The organism is Amycolatopsis sp. NPDC049691, assembly GCF_040675005.1.
Taxonomy (GTDB): domain Bacteria; phylum Actinomycetota; class Actinomycetes; order Mycobacteriales; family Pseudonocardiaceae; genus Amycolatopsis.
Window position 1 is genome coordinate 338,543 of sequence record NZ_JBFANX010000003.1, and the last position, 22,533, is coordinate 361,075.

Consider the following 22,533-nt stretch of genomic DNA (forward strand, 5'->3'; position numbering starts at 1 on the left):
GCGACGGGCCGGCTGGCATCCTGCTGCCGTCTGGTACGTGAGCTGACCAGCGAAGGCGCCGAATGTCCGCACCCGTGAAGGCCCGCGGTCCCCGACCGCCGATGCCGACCGTCTCGCCGTCGGTCCGGCTGCGGCGCCCGGAAACCCCCGGCGCGATGGACCCGGGCACCGCCGACGTGGTCCGCGCCCGCGCGGAGCTGGGCAACGCCGCCGTGGCCGCCGCGCTGGGCAACCTGCCGAAAGGCGCCGAGCCCAAACCGTCCACCTGGGCCGGCCGGCTGCTGCTGGCCGGCCAGAACGTCGTGGGCAACCAGGCGATCGCCGGGCAGGCCGCACCCGCCGCTCTCGCGCCCCTGACTCCGGCACCGGCCCCACCCCGGCCCGCGCCGAAGAAGCCCCAGCCCGCCAAGCCGGCCGCCCGGAAGACCGAGCCGCAGCCCGCGTCCGCCCCGGACAAGAAGGACCTGGCGAAGGACACGGCGCCCGACGATCGGCCGGACAAGGACACCAGGAAGGAGAAGGGCACCGGCCCACGCTCACCCGGCGCCGACCCGAAGTTCCAGGCGCTGAAGAAGGACGTCAACACCAAGAAGAAGACGGTCGGCGCCAGCCACCCGCCGGCCGCCGCGGAAGCCGGAGCGGCCCAGGAAGCCGCGGAAGCCCCGGCCGACGACCAGGAAGCCCGCGGCAAGGCAGCGCACGCCGAGGACATGGACGCCGCCCAGCCGAAGGAGTTCGACAAGCAGGAGTTCATCCGGGCGGTCAAGAAGGCGATCGCCGACAAGGCCCCGAAGAACCTCGACGAGGCGGACAAGTTCGGCGAGTCGGGCAAAGCCGAAGAGGTCAAGACCGAGGTCCAGGGCAAGGTCGGCGAAGGCAAGGACGCCTCGGCGCAGGACATCGCCGAAACGACCGCGGCCCCGCCGGAACCCGCGCCGGACGCCAAGCGGGTCGTGCCCATGGCCGCGGACAAGGTGCCGGGCAAACCCGCCACCCCGAACCCGGCGCAGGCGGCCCCGGACCAGCTGCCGCCGTCGGCCACCGACATGTCCGCGGGCCCGGACCAGGTCAACCGGCAGATGGCCGACGCGCAGGTCACCGACCGGCAGCTGTCGTTCCAGAACTCCCGCGAACCGCAGTTCGACAAGGCGGTCAAGGAAAAGAAGACCCTCGAAGCCCACTCGGAGACCGCCCCGAAGAAACTGCGCGCCCACGAGGCCGGCGAGCTCAACGAGGTCAAGAACACCGCCGCCGCACGGGGTTCGGCCGCCATGTCCGGCATCCACGCGACCCGCGTGAGCACCGGCCAGCGGGTGGGCACCGGCAAGAAGGGCGCGAAGAAGACCGACGAGGACAAGCGCAAAGAGGTCACCGACCTCCTGCAGCAGGTCTTCGACCAGACCAAGAGCGACGTCGAGAAGATCCTGGCGGAGCTCGACAAGAAGGTCGAAGACCAGTTCACGACGAAGGAAAAGCAGGCGCGGGACCGCTTCACCCGCGAACACGAAGAGGGCATGGAGCGGTACAAGGACGAACGCTACGGCGGTCCGCTCGGCTGGGCGCGGTGGACCAGGGACCTGTTCGCGGGTCTCCCGGAGGAAGCCAACCGCATCTACGAACACGCGAAGGACAACTACCTCGCGGCGATGGACCTGATCATCACCGAGATCGCCGGCACGGTCGAGACGGAGCTGAAGCGCGCCAAGGACCGCATCGCGGCGGGCCGCAAGGAACTCAAGGCGGCGGTCGACAAGCTCCCGGCCGACCTGCGCGCGATCGGCCGCGAGGCGGCCACGGAGTTCGAAGGCAAGTTCGACGAGCTGAAGGACACGGTCAACGACAAGGGCACCGAGCTCGTCGACACCCTGGCCACCAAGTACACCGAGGCGGTCAAGTCGGTGGACGACGAGATCGCCGCCGAGAAGGAGAAGAACAAGGGCCTGGTGGCCAAGGCGGCCGACGCCATCGGCGGCGCGATCAAGGCGATCATCGAACTGGGCCAGATGCTGCTGGGCGTCCTCCGCAAGGCGGTCTCGGCGATCGGCGCGATCCTGAAGGACCCGATCGGCTTCCTGGGCAACCTGGTCACCGGCGTCGGCGGCGGGCTGAAGCTGTTCATGAAGAACGCCGCCCGCCACCTGGAGGGCGGCGTACTGGCGTGGCTGCTCGGCACCGGCGGGGCGGTCGGCCTGCAGCTGCCCAAGACGTTCGACATCCTGGGCATCCTGACGCTGATCGCCATGCTGCTGGGCCTGTCGTGGGCGAACATCCGCGCGCGCTTGGCCCGCCGCGTCCCCAACCAGGCCCTGGTGGCGGCGGAAACCGCGGTCCCGCTGGTCGTCCAGGTCAAGAGCCGGGGCGTCGCGGGCATGTGGGACGACCTGAAAACCCGCGTGGGTGATCTGAAGAAGGAACTGATCGGCAATCTGGTGTCGTTCCTGCTGCCGACGATCATCATCGCGGGCATCACGTGGATCGTGTCGCTGTTCAACCCGGCGTCGGCGTTCATCCGGGCGTGCAAGATGATCATCGACATCATCCGGTTCATCGTGACGAACGCGCGTCAGATCATCGAGTTCGTCAACGCCGTTCTGGATGCGGTGCTGGCCATCGCGCGGGGTGGGACGGGCGGGGTGCCCGCTTTGGTGGAACGGGCTTTGGCGCGGGCGATTCCGGTGTTGATCGGTGCTTTGGCGGCGTTGCTTGGCATCGGTGGGATCGCTGGGAGGGTCAAGGCGGTCTTCCAGAAGATCGCGCGACCGGTGAACAAGGCCATCGACTGGGTTGTCAAGAAGATGGCCGATCTGGTCAAGAAGCTGTGGCGCAAGATCAAGCCCAAGCGGAAGCGGCCCGCGAGGCCAGACCGCCCCCACGACAGGGACAAGCCACGCAAGCCGGAGACCAAGAAGCCGGAAGACAAGGACGTCCAGGACCGTTGGCGCAAGGGACTTCGCGCTATACGAGCCGTCAGCTCCCGCTCGCGCGGCAAGGGCGAGGAGACCAGGCCCCTCTACTCGTCACTCGTCAGTATCAGGAACAAGTTCAAGTTCAAGGAGATCAAAGCAACTCGCCGAGGCACGGGCTGGGCGGTCTACGCCAGGCTCAACCCGGACAACAGCGGCAACCTGATACCGATCTCAGGAAAAACACTGCTCGTCGGCGAAGGAAACCTGTCATTCACCGAAGCCAACCTCATCCTTGGCCGCATCTTGCCCGGAGACGTTACCGCCACGATCTACGAGAAGAAGGAGGAGAAGAGCGAAGAAACCAGGCAGCGAGCTGAACGGCTTCAGGCACAAGGAGTGACCGTGGAGTTCGGAGTCGACGCGACCCGGCTGCACGAAGACGCAGACAAGAAGCCAAAGTTCGACAACATAATCTGGATGTTCCCACACCCCGGCGGGAGGTTCAGCGAACGACACCTGGTGGCCGCCAAGGGGGCCACACTGCTCAGGTTGTTCTTCAGCAGCGCCGCGCAGCGCCTCAACCCCAACGGGAAGGTCACGGTAACGCTGCGCGTCGCAAAGGATCCCGAGTGGTACATCGCGCGCTTCAAGCCGGTCGAAGCAGCACAGGCCGCCGGCCTTCGCCTAGTCTCGGGACAGGGTTTCAGCCAGGCCGACTACCCTGACTACACTCACGAGACAACCGAGGGAGGCGAGTCACCCGACGTGTCGCGCGGCCATACATTCATCTTCACGAAGGGCTGAACCCTATGATCGATGCCCTCATGGCACGGTTCGAACAGATACCGGGGGCAAGAGTCGGACGCGGTATCGAGCATCCAGCCAGTCCCGACGCGAGCGAGGCCGGGCGACTGACAGAGTTTCTGTCGAGCTACCGTTTTCTACGCGCTGACTCGTCTTACGAAGAGTTCCTCATGAAGTACGGCGGAGCGTACATTGAAAACGAAGAAGCAACACAGATAATTGACATCCTCGGTTTTTCCGATGTATCCACCGACATCATCGAGATGGATGGTTCGATCGTCAGCGGTGACGGCTACCTGGTCTTCGCTCAGTGCATCTACCACATCGTGAGTGAGCGAGGCCTGGAGGACACACAGGAGCACGACTTCGCCTTTGACGCGACAGGCGAGCGGAAACCTGGCGTGTACGGGCTGTACGGAGACTCCCACCAGGAACACAACGAGTTCGAGTGGCGGTACGACAACTTCGCCGACTGGCTCGCCGATCTAGTGGCTCAGGACGCCAAACTGAGTCCGCCCGCACCGAAGTAACCGGTTCAGCCCTCGGTCAGAACCTCGCGGTAGGTCAGGGAAACGCGACGGCCGCGCGATATCCGCTCACCGTTGTAGAGGTCCGATTTTCTCGCCGGGATACCGTGCCGCCACCGGTAGCGGGCATCACCCTGCATGATCAGCAAGCTCCCCGGCTGCAGGAGCAGGTCAACTTTGGCGTCCTTGTCACTCATGACCATGACACATTGCGAGCCCAGGCTAACCGATACCACCGTACCGGCGAAGCAGGGAACACAATCAACATGAGCGGAGATTCCCTGCCCCGGCAGGTATTCGTTGACTATCAGCTGATTGAACTCAATGGCAACGAGGCCGTCACCGTAGAGTCGGTCCGCAAGCCTCTTCGCCCACCTCGGCAGCGGCCCCAGATAGGAGTCCTGGCCTACTTCTCGCTTTGTGTAGTCGTACCGGTATCCATAGTGCTGTACGCGGCGCTTGAGGTCACTACGCCACTGCATTGAGTCAACAGTCGACAACAGCTCGTCCTGCTCGATCTGCGGCAGGTAGTCAGCGACGTAGGTGAGCCCTGGCACAGTCGTGATCGTTGGCACAGTCAAGCATACCGCCCTGTCGACGACCATGCCGACCGTCCTTCTCCAGAACGGCCGGCGGCACCACTCGCCTTGCTGCGCACGCGACTGCGAGGTCGCCGACGCGGTCCTGGCCGACGGGGAGTGCGACGGTCGCACGAGAGTCGAGTCTGCGGCCACCGCGAGCCGCAGGAACGTGGTCAGCCGGTGACCAACCAGCTGCGGTTCGTCGCCGCGAGCGCGCCAGACTGCGCAAGTTCACCGATTGTTCTACGGCCGGATCGGGCAGACGATCGCACCAAGGATCATGGCAACGCTGACACTGGGGCGATTGTGCGGACATCCGGAAAAGCCTCGCGGAGTCGGCGCTCACCCGAAGCCGCCCACTCCTGAAAGTCACCCGATCCAGTGATTTCCCCCACCTCGGCGAATCGTTCTCGCCACCCAACGACAAGACATTTACCGAGGTCAAAGACCTCCTCCGCGCTCCAACACGACTTCGAGCGGACACCGTAGACGGCCCCGATGAAATCCCGATGAAACCGCCCCCCTACCCCGAATCCGTCGTTTCCGGATCCAGGTCAACACCGATACGCTCCCCATTGTCCGGCAAAGTCCGGACTTTCGTTTCGACAATGGGGAGTGCACATGAGGAAGACTGCGGCTTTCGCAGCCGCCCTTCTGCTGTCCGGGGGTCTTGCCACCGCCGCCGCGCCCGTCGCGAATGCGGCTTCGTGCGATGGCACCTACACCATCGTGGTCGGTGGGTTCACCGATCGGGACTCGATGATCTTCACCGGGGGCATCAGCCAGCGCGTCGGCTACTCGGCCGAAGTCAACAGCCAAAGCGCGCGGCAAGGGGTCGACGAACTGAACCGGCTCATTCGCGACCAGCGTGCCGCGTGTCCGGACCAGCACGCCAAGGCGATCGGGTTCTCCGAAGGCGCCGCCGTCGTGCACATCTGGGTCACCGAGAACTGGCAGACCTTCGGCAATGTCAACGCCGTTCTCATCGCCGATCCCAAACGGGATCCGAACGGGCTCGGCGGGCCCGGGCTCGCCGGCCAGGCGCCCTCCGTCATCTTCGGGCCCATCGTCGGTTATCCGCTCGCCGGGGTCGATCGGTACTTCGGCAATGTGCCCACCGTTTCGCTGTGCACCGATGACGTCATCTGCGACGAAGGCGCCGCCTCCGGGTGGATCGGGTACGCCCAGCACAAGCACGTCGACAACTACAACTTCAACGTAGACGTCTACTCCGACGACGGCGTCGGGCAGTGGTTCAACGGCCAGTACTTCCCGGACCGGTGACGGCGGCCCGGGCGATCAAGCCGCCCTCCGCCCCCAGGTAACGCATGATCGCCTTGGGGCGGGTGCTTCGGGATCGACGTCGGGCGCCATTTCCGCGCGGGTGCCGCCCGGCGCGATCGCGTTGCACCGGCCCCAGGCTCCCGCCGTCGCAAAGCCTGCCCGATCGATCAGCCAGACTGGGCGGGAACGCAGAGAACCGGGACGCCCGCCGGACGTCCCTTGAGGTGACCGCTCCCCGCACGGAAGGACCCGCGGGTTGGCCCTCTCCACGAGCCTGCCGCCGCGCACGGACACGGTGGCCACAGAGGACGCGCGGCCCGCACGCCGGCTGCCGCGGTGGTCGCTCGCGCTCGTCGTCGTCGCGCTGCTCGCGGAGATGGCGATCGCGATGCTCACCACCGCCGTGGCGCAGTCGCCGACGATCGACGAACCCGTCTACGCCGGCACCGCCCTCACGTACCTGCAGCAGCACAGCCTGCGCTACAACCCGGAACACCCGCCACTGGGCAAGCTGATCATCGCGACCGGCCTGGCCTTCGCCGACGTCCACCTCGACCCCGCCTTCCGCGGCGACCAGACCCAGCTCGGCCGGCACGTCCTCTACGAGTCCGGCACCGATCCGGGACGGCTGCTGTTCCTCGCGCGGCTGCCGGTGATCGTGCTGACGCTGCTCTTCGGCCTGGTCGTCTTCCTCTTCGCGCGCGACCTGGCCGGACCGGCCGGCGGGGTGACGGCGCTCGCCTTGTACGCCTTCTCCCCCGACCTCGTCGCGCACGGGTCGCTGGCCACCCTCGACGTCCCGGTGGCCGGTTTCGTGCTGACGTCGGTCTGGCTGCTGTGGCGGGCCCGGCGTCGCCCGGCGCTCTACCTCCCCCTCGCGGGGCTCGCCCTCGGCGCGGCCGTGGCCACGAAGATGAGTGCGCTGGCGGCGGTCCCGGTCGTGCTGCTCCTGGTCGTGCTGTCGGTGTGGCACCACCTCCGTGCGCACCGGACGCTGCGGCGGCTGGGTCTCGGCCTGGCGGCGGCGGTCACCGTGGCCCTGCTCGCCATCGCGGTCGTGTGGGCCGCCTACCTCGCCGTGGACCCGCGGTTGCGCTGGGCGACTCCGCCCGGCCTGCCCGCCCTCGACGGCCCGCGGGCGCTCGCCCGGTGGCTGCCGCTGCCCCGGCCCTACCTCGACGGGATGCGCGTCCAGTTCGGCTTCGAGGACCAGGCCTGGAGCACCTTCCTGTTCGGCCGGTACCACGCCGACGCGGTCTGGTACTACCTCCCGGCCGCGCTGCTGGTGAAGCTGCCGCTCGGCGCGCTGGCCCTCGGGTCGGCCGGCGCCGTCGCGCTGGTGGCGCTCCGCCGGCTGCGCCCGGTGGCGCCCTACGTCCTCGTCCCCGCGGCGGTGCTGCTGGCCGCGGCGATGACCAGCACGCGCGACCTCGGCGTCCGGTACGCCATCTACGTGCCGATGTTCCTGGCCGTCGCGGCGGCGGGTCTCGTCCTGCTCCGCCCGCGGTGGGCGCGCGTGGCGGTCGCGGCCCTGGTCGTCTTCGCGGCGGTCAGCTCGCTGCGGACGTTCCCCTACTACCTGCCCTACTCCAACGAGGCGTTCGGCGGGCCGGCGCGGACCCACCTGTGGCTGCACGACTCGAACGTCGACTGGGGCCAGGACCTCGCCCGGCTGGGCCGCCGCTACCCGCACGAACGGCTCTGGCTCGTCTACAAGGGCAGCGGCGTGCCGTCCGCCTACGGCATCGACGCCGCCGACCCGCGCACGGTGCCCCCGCAGGATGTGCACGGCCTGCTGGCGGTGTCGGATTCCGCGATCGCCAAGGCGGACGACCGCCTGACGGCCCTGCTCGCCGGCAGCACCCCGATCGACGACGTCGGCCACTCGATCACGGTCTACCGCCGGCCGTAGCCTGGGCGACCGCGCGGAGAACGCCGATCGGGTCCTCCCCCGCCGCGTGCAGGCCGACGTGGTTCGCCCCGGCCGCCAGCTCGGCACGGACGCCCGCCGCGACGGCCGTCGCGTCGCCGTGCAGCACGAGCGCGTCGATCAACCGGTCGCTGAAGGGGTCGGTGAGGTCCTGGTCGGTGTAGCCGATCCGCCGGAGGTTGGCGGCGTAGTTGGCGATGCTCAGGAGCGGCCGCACGCCGGCCCGGCCGGTTTCCCGCGCGCGGTCGGCGTCGGTGTCCAGCACCACGCCGTGCGCGGGCACCACCAGCTTGTCCGGGCCGAGCGCCGCCCGAGCGCGCCGGGTGTGCTCGGGCGTCACCTGGAGCGTGAGGGTGCCCGCGGCGCGCTCGGCCGCCAGCCGGAGCATCTTGGGGCCGAGTGCGGCCAGCAGCACGCGGTCGGCCGGGACGCCGAGTGCGGCCAGCGCGTCGAGGTAGCGCGCGGTCTTCGCCACGGGCGAGGCGTACTCGGCGTTGAGCTCCCGATGGCCGGCGCCGATGCCGACGAGGAGCCGGTCGGGGTGCTTCCCGGCGATCCGGTGGTAGGAGGCCGCGACGGTTTCCGCGTCGGCCGTCCACACGTTGAGCACGCTGGTGCCCACCACGCTCCGGCCGGTGGCGTCGAGCAGCCGCTCCGCCGAGCGGAGGTCGGCCTCGGGCGACGCGGCCAGCCAGATCGCGCCGTACCCGGCTTCCTCCAGCGCGACGGCCTCTTCCGCGGTCGCCTCGGCCGCGGCCAGGTAGGCACCCAGCGATCCCAGTTCGATGGTCATGATCACGACTTCAGCACCGGACGGCGACGCGAACCAGGGGCAACCGGTACGTGCTGCGATAAGCTCGGCTTATCGTCGGAGGACACCCCGGGTGGAACCATGGAGCTGCGGGCACTGCGCTACTTCGTCGCCGTCGCCGACGAGCTGCACTTCGGCCGGGCCGCCGAGCGGCTGCACATCGCCCAGCCCGCCGTCAGCCAGCAGATCGCCCGGCTGGAGCGGGAACTGGGGGTCCGGCTCCTCGACCGGTCACCCCGGCGGGTCCGGCTCACCGCGGCCGGGCGGCGGGTGCTCGACGCCGCGCGAACCACGCTCGCCGCGGCCGGCCAGGTGCGGCTCGCGGCGCAGCAGGCCATGACGACCGTGCGCATCGGCACCGCCGCCGGCATGACGGCCCGGCTGGAACGCGGGATCGACGCCCTGCGTGAGCGGGCGCCGGAGTTCGACGTCGTGCTGGTCGATCTCCCGGTCGAGGCCCGGCTCACCGCGCTCCGGCAGGGCGAGCTCGATCTGGCGCTGACTCGCGGCGTGCGGTCCGTGCCCGGGCTCACGGTGCTGCCGACCTGGACCGAGCGCCTGTTCGCGGTGGTGTCCCGGCACCACCCGGCCGCCGGGCGAAGCGCCGTCGGTCTCGCCGAGCTGGCCGACGACCCGCTGCGCGTTCCCGCCCGCGACCACGACCCGCCGCTGCACGACGCCGTGATTTCGGCACTGCGCGGCACCGGACGGGCTTCGCGGCCGGGCCGCCCGACCGGCACGCTGCAGGACACGATCGTCGAAGTCGGCTCGGAGCCGCGGAGCTGGACGGTGCTGCCCGCCGACCAGGTCGCCGAGATCCGCTCCACGCGGATCCGGGCCATCCCGCTCGAGCCGGCGATCACGATCGACGGCAGCGTCGTCGTCGCCGCGGAGAACGCCGGCAGCGCGGCCGAGTGCGCGGTGGCGGCCTTCCGCGACCAGGCCGCCGACCGTCCACAGTAGACACGGAGGTCGCGCCGGCGCGGGCGCTCAGCCGTTGCGCCCGGCCGCCCGCGCGGCCCGGCCGGCCAGGTCCGCGAACGCGTCGCGCAACGCCTGCGGCCCGACCACTTCGACGGCGCACTCGAACCGGAGCAGACCGGCCGCCAGTGCTCCCCAGGACCAGGACCCGGTCCGCAGCCTGGTCCTTCCCGCGTCGGCTTCCTCGGCGACGCCGTCGCCGGCGAACGGTGCGACTTCGGCGATCGGGCGGTCCAGGACCACTTCGCCCTGGCACGGCCAGGCATCGACGGTCGCCGAGCCCTTGAAGCGGGCGGCGAGGAACGTCGCGACGTCGCCGCCCGGTACCTCTCGCGGTGTGAACCGTGGGCCGTTCGGCACGCGCAGTTCCATGCGGTCGACCCGGTAGGTCCGCCAGTCCGCGCGCTCGGCGTCCCAGCCGACCAGGTACCAGCGGCCGTTGCGGACGACCAGGTGGTGCGGCTGCACCCGGCGCCGGCGGGGCGGGGTGCCGTAGTCGAACCGCACTTCCTCGGTGGCCCGGATCGCCGAGCTGAGCGCGACCAGAGCGTCGGTGTCCACCTGGGTGTCGCGGGCGGCCGCGGTGATCTCCAACAGGTCGACGCGCTGCCGCAGCCGGGACGGCATCACCTGGCGCACCGTCGCCAGGGCCCGGGCGGCGGCCTCCTCGATCCCCGCGCCCGTCCCGACGGCGATCCGCAACGCCACCGCCAACGCCACCGCCTGCTCCTCGTCGAACAGCAACGGCGGCATCCGACTGCCGGCCTCGAGCCGGTAACCGCCGTCCGGCCCCTTGACCGCCTGGACGGGGTAGCCGAGCTCGCGCAGCCGGTCGACGTCGCGGCGCACCGTCCGCTCGCTGACCCCGAGCCGGCCGGCGAGCAGCGCGCCCGGCCAGTCCCGGCGGACCTGCAGCAGGGACAGCAGCGAGAGCAGGCGGCCCGAGGTCGCGGTCGAGGAGGAAGTCGGCACGAACTTCATGGTGCCACGAGAAGCGGACGTTCCCTGACCGCTACTGCTGACACGCTGGCGCTCGTCGCCGGAAACCCCCGGCGGCGGACCCATTCCGAGAAGGACCACCATGTCGCTCACCGCTGTCGCCCACCTCAACTTCACCGGCCAGGCCCGCGAGGCGCTCGAGTTCTACCAGTCGGTCTTCGGCGGCCAGGCCACCGTGATCACCTACGGCGACTTCGGCATGCCCGCCGAGCTGCCCGACGCGGGCAAGGTGGTGTTCGGCCAGGTCACCGCGGACAACGGCTTCAGCGTCATGGCCTACGACGTCCCCGGCACCGACGGACCGGCCACCCCGGCCGCCCCCACCACCCGCCGCGAGAACGGCACCACGGTCACGAAGGAGAAGTTCTTCCTCTCCGTCCGCGGCGCCACCGTCGACGAGGTCACGCCGGTGTGGAAGGGCCTCGCCGAAGGCGCCACCGTCGTCGAAGAATTCGGCCCGGCCCGGTGGGCGCCCGCGTTCGGCATGCTCGTCGACCGCTTCGGCGTCACCTGGATCGTCGACGTCGCCGCCGAACACCAGGGCTGATCCCGCGCCGCGGTGGGATGCGGCGCGCGCATCCCACCGCACCCGACCTCCGGAGACTCCTTTGCAGACCCGTCCCCTCGGCCGCACCGGCATCGAGGTCAGCAGGTTCACCCCCGGCACGATGATGTTCGGCCCCTACGGCCCGGCCCTCGAAGGGTCGCTGCGCCGCCTCGGCGTCGACCACATCGACCTCTACCAGCTGCACCACCCCGAGCCCGGCACCGACATCGAAGAACCGCTGAGCGCGCTGACCGATCTGCTGCGCGCGGGCAAGGTACGAGCCATCGGGCACTCCAACCTGCCGGCTTCGGAATCGTCGAGGCGCAATGGGTGGCCGAAAGCCGTGGCCTCGCGCGGTTCCGCACCGAGCAGCCGCACTATTCGATCCTCAACCGCGGCGCCGAAACCGAGATTCTGCCGGTGTGCCAACGCCACGGCCTCGGCGTGCTCGTCTGGAGCCCGTTGTCGATGGGCCTGCTCACCGGCCGTTACCGCAAGGAAACCGCCTCGGCCGGCCGCCTGCACTGGGCGCCGAAGCACCTGACCGACGAGCGCCGGTCTACCGCGGTCGGCGAGGCCGGAACGTCTTGCGGTACTCCCCCGGGCTGATGCCCGTGGTTTGGGCGAACTGGACGCGGAAGTTGCTCGGCGACGGGAACCCGACCTGCCAGGCGATGCGGTCGATCGTGTGGTCGGTCAGCTCCAGCAGTTCCTGGCCGTGCCGGATCCGCACGCCCGTCAGCCACTGGATGGGGCTCTGCCCGGTCTCGGCCTGGAAGTGCCGGGTCAGCGTCCGCGTGCTCATGCCCGCGGCGTCGGCGATGTCGGCGAGCGTGAGCGGGCGGTGGGCGTTCTCCTCGATCCACACCAGCGCCTTCTCCAGGGTCGCGGTCTGGTACGTCGGCCGGTTCCGGAGGATGTACTGGCCCTGCCCGCCGGTGCGCTGCAGCGGCGCGACCGCGAGCCGCGCGGTGTCGGCGGCGACCGCGACGCCGTAGTCGCGCTCGACGATGTGCAGGCACATGTCCAGCCCCGCCGACGCGCCCGCGGACGTCAGGATCTGCCCGTTGTCGACGTAGAGCGCGTCCGGCTCGACCCGGACGGCCGGGTGGCGGCGAGCCAGCCGGTCGGTCGCCAGCCAGTGCGTGGTGGCCCGCTGCCCGTCGAGCAGCCCGGCTTCGGCGAGGGTGAAGGCGCCGACGCAGATGGAGGCGACCCGCGAGCCGCGGGCCACCGCCGCGCGCAGGAACTCGCCGACCGCCGCCGGGGTCGCCCGGTCCGGGTCGTTGCGCCCGGGGACGACGACGAGGTCGGCGTGCTGCACTTCGTCGAGCCCCGCGTCGACGGTGAGCCGCAGCGGGCCGGCACCGACCACCGGGTCCGGCCCGGCGACGACGATCCGGTAGCCCCCGCGGCCGTCCGGCAGCCTGACCCGCCCGAGCGTCTCGATCGGTGTGGCCAGATCGAAGGCGATCACATCGTCGAGCGCGAGCACCGCAACCGTGTACATGGGCAGAAACATACGCCCGGGCCGGCCATGGCGGGATTCAGGCGGACGGTGGCCTGGTCGCCACGGACCGGGCGCGCGAGAGGATGCCTTGGACGAGAACGTCCACCGACCACGCGAACCGCTCCTCCCCCGTGCCGGACATGATCTCCTTCCGGGCGGCGTGGACGCGGGGGTACTCGTCCGCCGGAGCGCGGTTGATCGCCTGGGCGACCGGGCCGTCCGGCGCTCCCGGGTCCGAGCCCTGTGCGTGCTCCGCCGCGACCGCGGTGGCGAACATGGTGAGCAGGTCGATGGCCCAGGCCGCGTTCGCCTGGTCGACCCCGGCCTCGGCGAGGAGCCCGAGGAGGGCTTCGGCGATGCGCAGCGCGTTGGGTCCCACCGCGGTGGTCCGGACGGCCATCAAGGCGACCGCCGGGCTGCTCATCAGGACTTCGGTGTAGGAGCGGAGAAGTTCGTCGAGCCGGTGGCGCCACGAGCCTTCCGCCTCGCCGACCTCGACCGCTTCCAGTGCGCGGTCGAGCACGAGCGCCTGGAGTTCGCTCATGTCGGTGACGTAGGCGTAGAGCGAGGCCGGGCCCGTGTCGAGCGCCTTCGCGATCTTGCGGAGGCTCATGGCGCCGTCGTCCGAGGTGAGCTGGCGCAACCCCTCTTCGATGATCGCGTCGCGGCTCAGCAGCGGTTTCGCCGCTCTGCGACGGCTTTCGACCTCGACGGCACCGAAGGGATCACGCTGGGACACCCCCGGACGATATCCCTCACGAACCCCGTTCGTCAAGTTGACGAACGGGGTTCGTTAAGCCTACGGTCGTGGGGTGACCGGCGGCGAACGTCTGGGCCGGCCACGGAAACGCTGCCAACGGAAAGGTGGATTCGGCATGCCCGAACGCAGTATCGCCATCGTGGGCGCGGGCCTCAGCGGTCTCGTCTGCGCGCGCATCCTCCAGCGGAACGGAACACCCGTCACCGTCTACGAAACGGACGCCACCCCGGACGCCCGTCAGCAGGGCGGCTCGCTCGACATCCACGACGACACCGGGCAGATCGCCCTCAAGGAAGCCGGCCTCTACGAGGAGTTCCGCGCTCGTACGCACGTCGGCGGCGAGGACGTGCGCGTGCTCGACAAGACCGGGCGGGTGCACGTCGACCGGCGCGAACCGGCGGGCGGCGGTGGCCGTCCGGAAATCGACCGGACGGAACTGCGGCAGCTGCTCGTCGAGTCGCTGCACCCGGGCACGATCGCCTGGGGGCGCAAGGTCGTCGGCGCGCGGCCGGCCGCGGCGGGGCACGTACTGGAGTTCGCGGACGGCTCCGCGGTCCACGCCGATCTCGTCGTCGGCGCGGACGGCGCGTGGTCGAGGATCCGGCCGCTGCTGACCCCGGTGAAGCCCGCCTACACCGGGATCACCATCGTCGAGCTGCGCCTGGCCGACGCGGCGGCCAAGCACCCGGAGGCGCTCGCGCTCACCGGGCGGGGGACCTTTTTCGCCTTGTCGGACCACAAGTACATCGGCGGGCACGGCGGGAACACCATCGCGTACGGCTGCGGCTTGCGCGTTCCCGAAAACTGGGTCGCCGACAGCGGGATCGATTGGCACGACCCGGAATCCGCCCGTGCGGGACTGCTGCGCGAATACCCCGGGTGGGCCACGCCTCTGACCGATCTGATCCGCGAGTGCGACGACGACGCCATCCGGCCCCGGCCCATCTACGCGCTGCCGACCGGCCTGCGCTGGGAGCGGGTTCCCGGGGTGACCCTGGCCGGCGACGCGGCGCACGTCATGTCGCCGTTCGCGGGCGAAGGCGCCAACATCGCGCTGATCGACGGCGCCGACCTGGCCCGGGAGCTGCTCGGCGGTGCCGACGTCGAGACCGCCATCGCCCGCTACGAGAACACGATGTTCCCGCGTGCCGCCGAAGCCGCGGCGGCGTCGCGGAACGGCCTCGACATGATGTTCGTCGACGGTCCGCCGACGGAGATGGTCCGGTTCTTCGAGGACGCGCTGTGACGACGCCTCGCGGCGCGCCGCGGTCTCGCCTGATCCGCCCCGGCCACGCTACGCTCTGATCAAGACGGACACAGTCACGGTCAGCGCGGACCCGAGGGAGCCACCGACGTGGTCGAGACGCACGACATCGTTCGCCCGCCCGCCGAACTCAGTGCGGCCCTCGCGGCCATCGGCAGCGCGACCGCCAGCGGTGAACTCAGCCGGATGGGTATCCGCAGCGCGTTCATCCACGGCCCGGTTTCGTGGACTCCCGGCGTGCGCGTGGCCGGACCCGCGCTGACGCTGCAGTTCCTGCCCAAGCGGGAGGACCTCTACCCCGTCGACGAATACGAGGAACCGGAAAAACAACTGCACCGCCACGTCATGTACCACGCCCAGCCCGGCGACATGATCGTCGTGGACGCGCGCGGCGACATGAGCAGCGGTGTGTTCGGCGAGATGATGCTGACCTACTTCAAGGGCCGCGGCGGCGCCGGCGTCGTGATCGACGGGTGCCTGCGTGACACCGGGGAAGCCAAGAAGCTCGGGCTGGGGCTGTGGATCCGGGGCGCCACGCCGAACTTCCACGCCCAGACCGGCATCGTCCCGGCCGCCGTCAACGTGCCCGTCGCGTGCGGTGGCACCGTCGTCGAGCCGGGCGACATCGTCGTCGCCGACGACGACGGCGCGGTCGTCGTGCCGGTCAAGCTCGCTCCCGCACTGGTGGCGCACGCCCAGGAACACGCCGAATGGGAAGAGTTCTCCCGCATCCGGCTGGCCGAAGGCGGCGACCTGCGGCGCTACTACCCGCTGTCGGACGAGGCCCGGCCCGAGTACGAGCGGTGGCGCGCCGAACAGGGCCGTGCCTAGCTCCACAGCCGGTCGTGGCTCGACTCCTTGTCCCAGTGCGTCGTCTCGGCGAAGAACACCGGATCGCGCGGGTCGAGGTGGCGGCGCAGCAGGTCTTCGTCGAGGTCGCCGAACCCCAGTCCCGGGGTGTCCGGCACGGCGATGTGGCCGTCGCGGATCAGCGGCCGGGGCAGGCCGGTGACGAGGTCGCTCCAGAAGTCCACATCGGCCGCGTGGTGTTCGAGGGCGAGGAAGTTCTCCGTGGCCGCCGCCAGGTGCACGCACGCCATCGTCGCGATCGGCGACGCCGCCAGGTGCAGCGCCATCGGGATGCCGCGCTCCTGCGCGTAGTCGCCGAGCCGCTTGGTCTCCGCGATCCCGCCCGCCGTCGCCGGGTCGGGGTGCACGACGCGGATGGCGCCGGCGTCCAGCAGCGGCCGGAAGCCGTCGAGCAGGTAGATGTCCTCCCCCGTGCACGTCGGGACGGCGACGGCCTCGGTGAGCTGACGCCACTGGTCGGTCAGCTGCCACGGGATCAGGTCCTCGATCCAGGCCAGCGTGAACGGTTCGAGCGCACGCCCGATCCGGATGCCCGAGTCCAGGGCGATGTGGCCGAAGTGGTCGGCGGCGAGCGCCACGTCGTAGCCGACGACGGAGCGCACGATGTCCACATAGGACACCAGGTGGTCGACGCCCTTCGCCGTGACCTGGATGCCGGTGAACGGGTGCATCGTCGTCCGGTCCTCCCGGGCGCCCGGCGGGGCGATCAGCGCTCCCGGTACGTCCCAGAGCAGGTCGATGCCCACGTCCATCTTCAGCATCGTGAACCCGCGCCGCTTGCGCTCCAGCAGCCGAGCGCCCATCGCGTGCGGGTCCGGCAGCGACGGGGTGTCCGCGTAGCACCGGACCTCGTCCCGGAACCGGCCCCCGATCAGCGCGTACGCGGGCACGCCGTACGCCTTGCCCGCCAGGTCCATGAGCGCCATCTCGACGCCGGAGACCCCGCCGCCCTGGCGGCCGTGGTAGCCGAACTGCTTGATCTTGCGGAAGATCTTGTCGACGTTGCACGGGTTCTCGCCCACAATCCTGCTCTTGAGCACGAGCGCGTAGGTGGCGCTGGCCTGGTCGCGCACCTCCCCGTAGCCGGAGAGCCCCTGGTTGGTGTCGATCCTGATGATCGACGAGCGGAACGGCACCCCGTCCACAGTGGCCACCCGCAGGTCGGTGATGCGCAGGTCGCTCGGCCGGGACGCCGTCGGGACGTGCTCTTCGGTGATCATCCCTTCACCGCCCCGGCGGTGAGGCCCTCGGTCAGGAACCGCTGCCCGAACCCGTACATGAGCACGACCGGGATGCTGACCAGCAGCGAGGCCGCCGCCAGCTGCCCCTGCGGCACGACGTCGTTGAAGATCATCGACTGCATGCCGACCGGCAGGGTCTTGTTCTCGTTCTTGGTGATGAACACGAAGGCGAACAGGAACTCGTTCCACGCGTTGGTGAGGGTGAACAACGCGACCGCGAGCAGGCCCGGTTTGGCTAGCGGCAGCACGATCCGGCGGAACGCCCCGAACCGCGTGCAGCCGTCGACCAGCGCGGCCTCCTCGAGGTCGGCCGGGATCGACTTGAAGTAGCCGACGAGCAGCCACGTCGCGAAGGGCAGGGTGAACGTCGGGTAGGCGAGCACCAGCGACCACAGCGAGTCGTTGAGCCCGATCCCGCTCATCAGCTGGTACAGCGGGATGAACAGCAGGGCGCCCGGCATCACGTAGGTGAGCAGGATGGTCACCGTGAAGCTCTCCGAACCCCGGAACTTCAGCCGTGCCAGCGCATAACCCGCCAGCGCCGCGCAGACCAGGGCGATCACGGTGGAGGCGACCGACACCAGGATCGTGTTGACGTACCAGGTGCCGAACGCCCCGGTGAACAGGTTGGTGAACTGCTCGGTGGTCCAGGGGGTCGGCCAGAGGTCGTCGGTGCGCGCGACGATCTGGTCGTCGGACTTGAAGGCCGTCACCGTCATCCAGTAGAGCGGGGCGAGCACGAAGCCCAGCAAGCCCACGAGCGCGATCCCGCTGCCGGTGCCGGTGACCAGGCGGGCCGCCAGCCGGTTGCCGCGCGCGGCGAACGCGGAGACGACGCGGCCGACGGCGGCCGCGAGCACCACGAACACGCCCAGCACGACGGCGGCCTTCCAGACGATGTGCGGCGACGCCCAGGTCAGCATGAGCACCGCGCCGACGACGATGACCCAGGGCAGCGCGCGGCGCTGACCGGGCGTCAGTGACCTGCCCCGGCCGAGATCCGCCGCGCCGGGCTGGTCGCTGCGGCGCATCATCCGCACGAGGATCACCACGAGGATCGCGATGACCGGCAGCATCACGAGCGTGACCGCGGCGCCCGCGCCCAGCTGCAGCTGCTGGATGGCCTTCGAGTAGGCCACCATCACGTACGGGGCGGTGGCGTCGCCCGGGCCGCCCTGGGTCAGCAGCCAGATCAGGTCGAAGTTGTTGAACGTCCAGATCGACGACAGCAGGACCGTCACGATCATGACGGGCCGCAGCCCCGGCAGCGTGATGTGCACGAAGCGCTGCCACGGCGAGGCGCCGTCCACCATCGCCGCCTCGTGGAGGTTGCTGTCGATGGCCTTGAGCCCGGCGAGGAACGTCACCGTGAAGAACGGGATGCCCTTCCAGACGTTGACCAGGATGACCGCGGGCATCGCGAGCGCGGGATCGGACAGCCATTCCGCCGGCCACTTGTCGACGAGCCCGATCGCGGCGAGGCCGGGCCCGATCCCGGACTCGGTGAGCAGGACGTTGACGCTGCCGAAGATCGGGTCGAGCAGCGACCGCCAGGTGAAGCCCGTGACGACCGTCGGGATCACCCACGGCAGCAGGATCACCCCGGCGATGAACGCCCGGCCGCGGCGCATGTGGTGCAGGATCAACGCCGCGATGAGCCCGAAGGTCACCTTGAAGATCTCGGCGTACGCGGTGAAGACGAACGAGTTGAGCACGCCCTTGTGGAACATGGCGTCGTCGACGAGTGCGGTGTAGTTGTCCAGCCCGACGAAGACCGTTTCCGCGCCGTGGCGTTCGGTGGCGCTGGTGAAGATCGAGCCGATGATGGGGACCAGGATCAGGCCGGCGACCAGCACCAGCGTCGGCCCGATGAACACCGCGGCGAGCCGCCAGTCGCGCCCGAGGACGCGTTGCGTGCGGGTGAGCGAGGACGACGCGCGAGGCGCCGGGCGGGCCGGCGCCTCGCGCGGCCGCAGGACGGTCACTGCTTGTAGCCCTGCTGCTCGAAGATCTGCACGATCCGGCCGTGCGTCGCGGCGACGGCGTCGGCGGGCTTGGTGCCCTGGATGACCGACTGCATCATGTCGGTCAGCAGGTAGGCGGCGAGGGCGGCCTGCTCGCCGGGGCTCGGCGCCTGGGGGAAGGCGTACCCGGTCCTGGTCTTCACCGGCAGCGGCGTGCGGGTCTGCTCCCGCAGCGCGGGGAAGGCCGGGTCACCGCCGGTGTAGTACGGGTCGGAGTCCCACACCTTGCTCCACGACGGGTTGACCAGGCACGGTGCTTCCTTCGCGACGCCGAGCAGCGCGCTCCCGCCGACCATGAACTTCGCCACCAGCTTGGCGAGGGCGGGGTTCTTCGCCCCCTTGAACACGACGAACGAGTTGGACTCGCCGTACGCGAGCGGCCGGTCGAGCGCCGGTCCGGTGGCGCCGTTGAACACGTGCGTGTTGCCGTAGACCGGGTTCTTCTTGGTCTTCGAATCGGCGTAGACGCTGAACTGGTTGAGCGTGAGCCCCAGGATCCCGGCCAGCCAGTTCTCGTTGTTGCTCGAGTCGGTCCAGCTCCCGACCCCGGGCGGCAGCATCGGCCGGTACTTCGGGTTCGTGTAGATGTCGCCGATGAACGTGACGGCGGCGACGGTCTCCGGCGAGTTGAACACCACCTTCGTGCCGGTGTTGTCCGCGATCGCCCCGCCGTAGACGTTGATGACGTTCTGGATGAAGCCGTTGGCGTCGCCGGAGCGGTTCACCGTGAGCCCCCAGCCGAAGCGCCGCTTCGCCGGGTCGGAGACCGCCAAGGCGTTGTCGCGCAGCTCTTCCCACGTGTAGTAGGGCTTGAGCGGAAGCCCCTTCTCCTGGTACCAGTCCTTGCGCAGGTACATGCCGGACGCGATGAAGTGGTACGGGATCGCGAACCAGCGTCCGTCGAAGACGCAGTAGTCGTTCGCCTCCGTCGCCGGGTCCCCGTACATGGCACGCAGCTCGGAGACGACGTCGGTGACGTCGGTCAGGGCACCGAGGTTGTGGAGCTGGCCGACGAACCGCCGGTCGCTCACGAAGGCCAGGTCGCGGTTGGTGCCCGCCTTCACCTCGGCGTCCATCTTCGCGACCATGTCGCCGGCGTCGCCGGAGACCAGGTCGTTGCGGATCGTGGTGCCGGTGGCCTGCGCGAACGCCTGCAGCGACCGGTCCAGCGCCTTGTTGGCGGCCTCCGAATACAGCTTCTGCGACAGCATCCCCACCGACCCGCCGCGCAGCGCGGCCGCCTGATCGAGCAGCGCCTGCGGCACCTGGACGTCGACCTTCGGCGGGGCCGCGGAACCGCCCCCGCACCCGGCGAGACCGAGCACGCCCAGCGCGCTCACCCCGAGGAACGTGCGCCTCGACAGGTCCGTTTTCTCTTCCATGACAACTCCTCTCGCGTCCGGTCGGGCGGACGCGTACCGACGGGGCGACGTTGCAACCGGCGGGACAGCGGGGCGTGCGCCGCGCTGTGAGTCTTCAAAGCTGGGGGGGCGTTCATGCGGCGAAGGACGCCGAACTGCTGATGCGCTGTCCTGGCAGCCCGTCGAACAGCCCGGCCGAGCCTCGGGGCCGCCATAGCGGCACCGGGCCCGCGCCGGGCACGGGGTCGAGCGCGAGTGCGGCCGTCCGTTCCGCGGAGTCGAACGCCCGCTGGACGACCATGGCGTTGGCCACGCTCTGCGCGACGCTGCCGACCGGCCGCACGCCGAACTGCACGGCGTCGGCGAAGTCGACGAGCTCCGAGCGGTAGCCGTTGTCGATGTCGCGGAAGACCGTCGTGTGGGAGGTGGCGTCGGCGCCGCTGCGGGTCACGCGGCGCTCGGCCTCGGATCCGCCGAGCACGAGCACGCCCTCGGTGCCGTACAGCCGCATGTCGTTGGGTTCGGGCGGGACCGGGATGTCCACATAGGACGCGGTGTAGTTGCCGATGGCACCTCCGGTGAAGACGAGGTTGAGCGCGAGGTCCGACGGTGCGTCGATCGTGCTGTTGGCCGTCTGCACGGCCCCGTGCACCCACGCGATGTCGCCGCAGAGCAGGCGGATCTGCGCGATGTGGTGCACGCCGGCGTCGAGGTGCACGCCACCGCGGTACCGCGGCCGGTGCCGCCACGGCGTGCTGGTGAAGTTGCCCGCGCGGGGCACCGACCGCACGGCGTGCCGCCACGCCATCAGGTGCACGCGGCCGATCGCGCCGTCGTCGAGCAACGCGCGGGCGTAGCGCAGGTCGTCGCGGTAGAAGTGGTTCTCCCCCACCACGAACGTGCGATCCGGGTGCGCGGCCGCCAGGGCGAGGAAGGCCGCCGCCTGGTCGGTGTCGACGCCGGCCGGCTTCTCGCAGAGCACGTCCTTGCCCGCCGCGAGCGCGTCGCGCGCCACCTCGTACAGGTGCGGGATCGGCACCGAGACCAGCACGGCGTCGACGTCGTCGCGGGCCAGCAACACGGCCCGGTCGGGGGTGGCCAGGGCCGGATCGGTCCCGCTGTACGCGGCGAACCGCCGGCTCTGCTCGGCGGAGGAGTCGGTGAACGCGGTGACGACGTACCGGTCGGTGAGGCCGCGCAGCGCCGGCCAGTGCAGCTTCTCGATCGCGAGGCCGGTGCCGATCAGCCCCAGCCGGATCGGCAGGATCCCCGGTGCTCCCATGCCTGGTCCGTCCTCGTCAACGGTTGGCGGAACTCGGTCGTGCCGTGTGCTATCGCCGCTTGGCGGCCCGCTTGCTTCGCTGCTCCTTCTCGCTGAGGAGCGTGGAGTAGTTGTTGCTCAGGTGCCTGCGCATCGCCGCGCGGGCGCCTTCGGGATCACGGGCCACGAGGGCCTCGTAGATTTCCGTGTGCTGGGCGGTGGCGCGGTGCAGCCCGGCCGGCGCTTCGTTGGTGAGGCGACGGCTGGCCGTGCCGAGCCAGCGGGCGGAGTACATGATCCGGTCGAGGATGCGGTTGTCCGCCGCCCGGCAGATCTCCATGTGGAACTCGTGGTCGACTTCGAGGTAGGCCTCGGGATCGGCTTCGAGCGCCGCCATGCGGTCGATCTCGTCGCCGAGCCGCCGCAACGTCTCGTCGGTGATGCTCGCCGCGGCCATCGCGGCCAGCTCGGGCTCGAGCAGCGAACGCATCTGGTGCAGTTCCTGCAGCAGCTCGTCGACGATCTCCGTGGGCAGCCACTCGATCAGCAGCGGGTTCAGGTAGTCCCACTCCGCGCGGGGGCGCACGACGACGCGGCGGCCCTGTGCGACGTCGACGATGTCGAGCGAGGCGAGGATCTTGAGCGTCTCCCGCGCGACCACGCGGGACACCCCGAACTCGTTGGAGATCTCGAGTTCCGACGGCGCCCGGCCGTCCTCGATTTCGCCGCGGACGATCCGCCGGGTCAGGTGGGCCGCCACCTGCACCGGGAGAGTCCGGACCTTGACAGCGTCCGGAGACTCTTGTCTCCTTGGCATGTCATCAGCTTATAGGACAAGTTGGACTTCGCGACAGTCCGTTCTTTCGGCACTA

The 22,533-nt window shown here is 70.0% G+C and carries 18 protein-coding genes and 1 pseudogene; 9 read left to right on the plus strand and 10 right to left on the minus strand.

Annotation, left to right across the window (positions count from 1 at the left end):
- Positions 1 to 62: 62 nt before the first annotated feature.
- Both AB0J40_RS08665 and AB0J40_RS08670 read left to right on the plus strand, forming a co-directional pair.
- Entirely contained in the window at positions 63 to 3,710 is a 3,648-nt protein-coding gene (locus AB0J40_RS08665) for a Rossmann-like fold-containing protein (RefSeq protein ID WP_364449484.1), read from the plus strand.
- Positions 3,711 to 3,715: 5 nt separating this feature from the next.
- On the plus strand, positions 3,716 to 4,240 hold the full coding sequence (locus AB0J40_RS08670; protein WP_364449487.1) for a hypothetical protein: 525 nt from the start codon (positions 3,716 to 3,718) through the stop codon (positions 4,238 to 4,240).
- Positions 4,241 to 4,245: 5 nt separating this feature from the next.
- On the opposite strand, the gene AB0J40_RS08675 is transcribed toward AB0J40_RS08670, so the two are convergent.
- Positions 4,246 to 4,842 (minus strand): alpha-ketoglutarate-dependent dioxygenase AlkB, encoded by a 597-nt coding sequence (locus AB0J40_RS08675; RefSeq protein ID WP_364449489.1) that lies wholly within the window; start codon positions 4,840 to 4,842, stop codon positions 4,246 to 4,248.
- 597 nt (positions 4,843 to 5,439) lie between these two features.
- Here AB0J40_RS08675 and AB0J40_RS08680 point away from each other — a divergent pair.
- Both AB0J40_RS08680 and AB0J40_RS08685 read left to right on the plus strand, forming a co-directional pair.
- Entirely contained in the window at positions 5,440 to 6,102 is a 663-nt protein-coding gene (locus AB0J40_RS08680) for a cutinase family protein (RefSeq protein ID WP_364449492.1), read from the plus strand.
- Positions 6,103 to 6,358: 256 nt separating this feature from the next.
- The gene (locus AB0J40_RS08685) at positions 6,359 to 8,014 is read left to right on the plus strand and encodes a phospholipid carrier-dependent glycosyltransferase (RefSeq protein WP_364449495.1); all 1,656 of its coding nucleotides are present in this window, start codon (positions 6,359 to 6,361) and stop codon (positions 8,012 to 8,014) included.
- Here the strand turns inward: AB0J40_RS08685 and AB0J40_RS08690 are convergent.
- On the minus strand, positions 7,992 to 8,825 hold the full coding sequence (locus tag AB0J40_RS08690) for a TIGR03620 family F420-dependent LLM class oxidoreductase (protein WP_364449497.1): 834 nt from the start codon (positions 8,823 to 8,825) through the stop codon (positions 7,992 to 7,994). The genes AB0J40_RS08685 and AB0J40_RS08690 overlap by 23 nt on opposite strands.
- Positions 8,826 to 8,924: 99 nt before the next feature.
- Here AB0J40_RS08690 and AB0J40_RS08695 point away from each other — a divergent pair, with 99 nt between their 5' ends.
- Positions 8,925 to 9,806, plus strand: coding sequence for a LysR family transcriptional regulator (locus AB0J40_RS08695; protein ID WP_364449500.1), 882 nt, complete (start codon positions 8,925 to 8,927; stop codon positions 9,804 to 9,806).
- 27 nt (positions 9,807 to 9,833) lie between these two features.
- Here AB0J40_RS08695 and AB0J40_RS08700 read toward each other — a convergent pair whose 3' ends face one another.
- The gene (locus AB0J40_RS08700; protein ID WP_364449502.1) at positions 9,834 to 10,796 is read right to left on the minus strand and encodes a WYL domain-containing protein; all 963 of its coding nucleotides are present in this window, start codon (positions 10,794 to 10,796) and stop codon (positions 9,834 to 9,836) included.
- A 109-nt stretch (positions 10,797 to 10,905) separates the two neighbouring features.
- Between AB0J40_RS08700 and AB0J40_RS08705 the strand changes: the two genes are divergently transcribed.
- Together AB0J40_RS08705 and AB0J40_RS08710 are read left to right on the plus strand one after the other, a co-directional pair.
- Positions 10,906 to 11,370: a VOC family protein gene (locus AB0J40_RS08705; protein WP_364449505.1), complete on the plus strand. Its 465-nt coding sequence runs from the start codon at positions 10,906 to 10,908 to the stop codon at positions 11,368 to 11,370.
- Positions 11,371 to 11,431: 61 nt separating this feature from the next.
- A pseudogene (locus tag AB0J40_RS08710) lies at positions 11,432 to 11,928 on the plus strand (aldo/keto reductase); the annotation flags it as partial.
- 1 nt (position 11,929) lies between these two features.
- Here the strand turns inward: AB0J40_RS08710 and AB0J40_RS08715 are convergent.
- Both AB0J40_RS08715 and AB0J40_RS08720 read right to left on the minus strand, forming a co-directional pair.
- Positions 11,930 to 12,880 (minus strand): DJ-1/PfpI family protein, encoded by a 951-nt coding sequence (locus tag AB0J40_RS08715; RefSeq protein ID WP_364449507.1) that lies wholly within the window; start codon positions 12,878 to 12,880, stop codon positions 11,930 to 11,932.
- Positions 12,881 to 12,917: 37 nt separating this feature from the next.
- Positions 12,918 to 13,619, minus strand: coding sequence for a TetR/AcrR family transcriptional regulator C-terminal domain-containing protein (locus AB0J40_RS08720; protein ID WP_364449510.1), 702 nt, complete (start codon positions 13,617 to 13,619; stop codon positions 12,918 to 12,920).
- A gap of 136 nt (positions 13,620 to 13,755) precedes the next feature.
- Between AB0J40_RS08720 and AB0J40_RS08725 the strand changes: the two genes are divergently transcribed.
- Positions 13,756 to 14,886 (plus strand): NAD(P)/FAD-dependent oxidoreductase, encoded by a 1,131-nt coding sequence (locus AB0J40_RS08725; RefSeq protein ID WP_364449513.1) that lies wholly within the window; start codon positions 13,756 to 13,758, stop codon positions 14,884 to 14,886.
- Between the two features lie 108 nt (positions 14,887 to 14,994).
- Entirely contained in the window at positions 14,995 to 15,735 is a 741-nt protein-coding gene (locus AB0J40_RS08730) for a ribonuclease activity regulator RraA (protein WP_364449514.1), read from the plus strand.
- Here AB0J40_RS08730 and AB0J40_RS08735 read toward each other — a convergent pair.
- From AB0J40_RS08735 to AB0J40_RS08755, 5 genes are all read right to left on the minus strand, one after another.
- Positions 15,732 to 16,994, minus strand: coding sequence for a mandelate racemase/muconate lactonizing enzyme family protein (locus AB0J40_RS08735; protein ID WP_364449517.1), 1,263 nt, complete (start codon positions 16,992 to 16,994; stop codon positions 15,732 to 15,734). The genes AB0J40_RS08730 and AB0J40_RS08735 overlap by 4 nt on opposite strands.
- The gene (locus AB0J40_RS08740; RefSeq protein ID WP_364449520.1) at positions 16,991 to 19,000 is read right to left on the minus strand and encodes an ABC transporter permease subunit; all 2,010 of its coding nucleotides are present in this window, start codon (positions 18,998 to 19,000) and stop codon (positions 16,991 to 16,993) included. The genes AB0J40_RS08735 and AB0J40_RS08740 overlap by 4 nt, the downstream gene beginning before the upstream one ends.
- A complete protein-coding gene (locus AB0J40_RS08745) occupies positions 18,997 to 20,421 on the minus strand; it encodes an extracellular solute-binding protein (protein ID WP_364449522.1) in 1,425 nt (474 codons plus the stop codon). The genes AB0J40_RS08740 and AB0J40_RS08745 overlap by 4 nt, the downstream gene beginning before the upstream one ends.
- A 112-nt stretch (positions 20,422 to 20,533) precedes the next feature.
- A complete protein-coding gene (locus tag AB0J40_RS08750) occupies positions 20,534 to 21,682 on the minus strand; it encodes a Gfo/Idh/MocA family oxidoreductase (RefSeq protein WP_364449525.1) in 1,149 nt (382 codons plus the stop codon).
- 49 nt (positions 21,683 to 21,731) lie between these two features.
- On the minus strand, positions 21,732 to 22,478 hold the full coding sequence (locus AB0J40_RS08755) for an FCD domain-containing protein (RefSeq protein WP_364449528.1): 747 nt from the start codon (positions 22,476 to 22,478) through the stop codon (positions 21,732 to 21,734).
- Positions 22,479 to 22,533 lie beyond the last annotated feature (55 nt).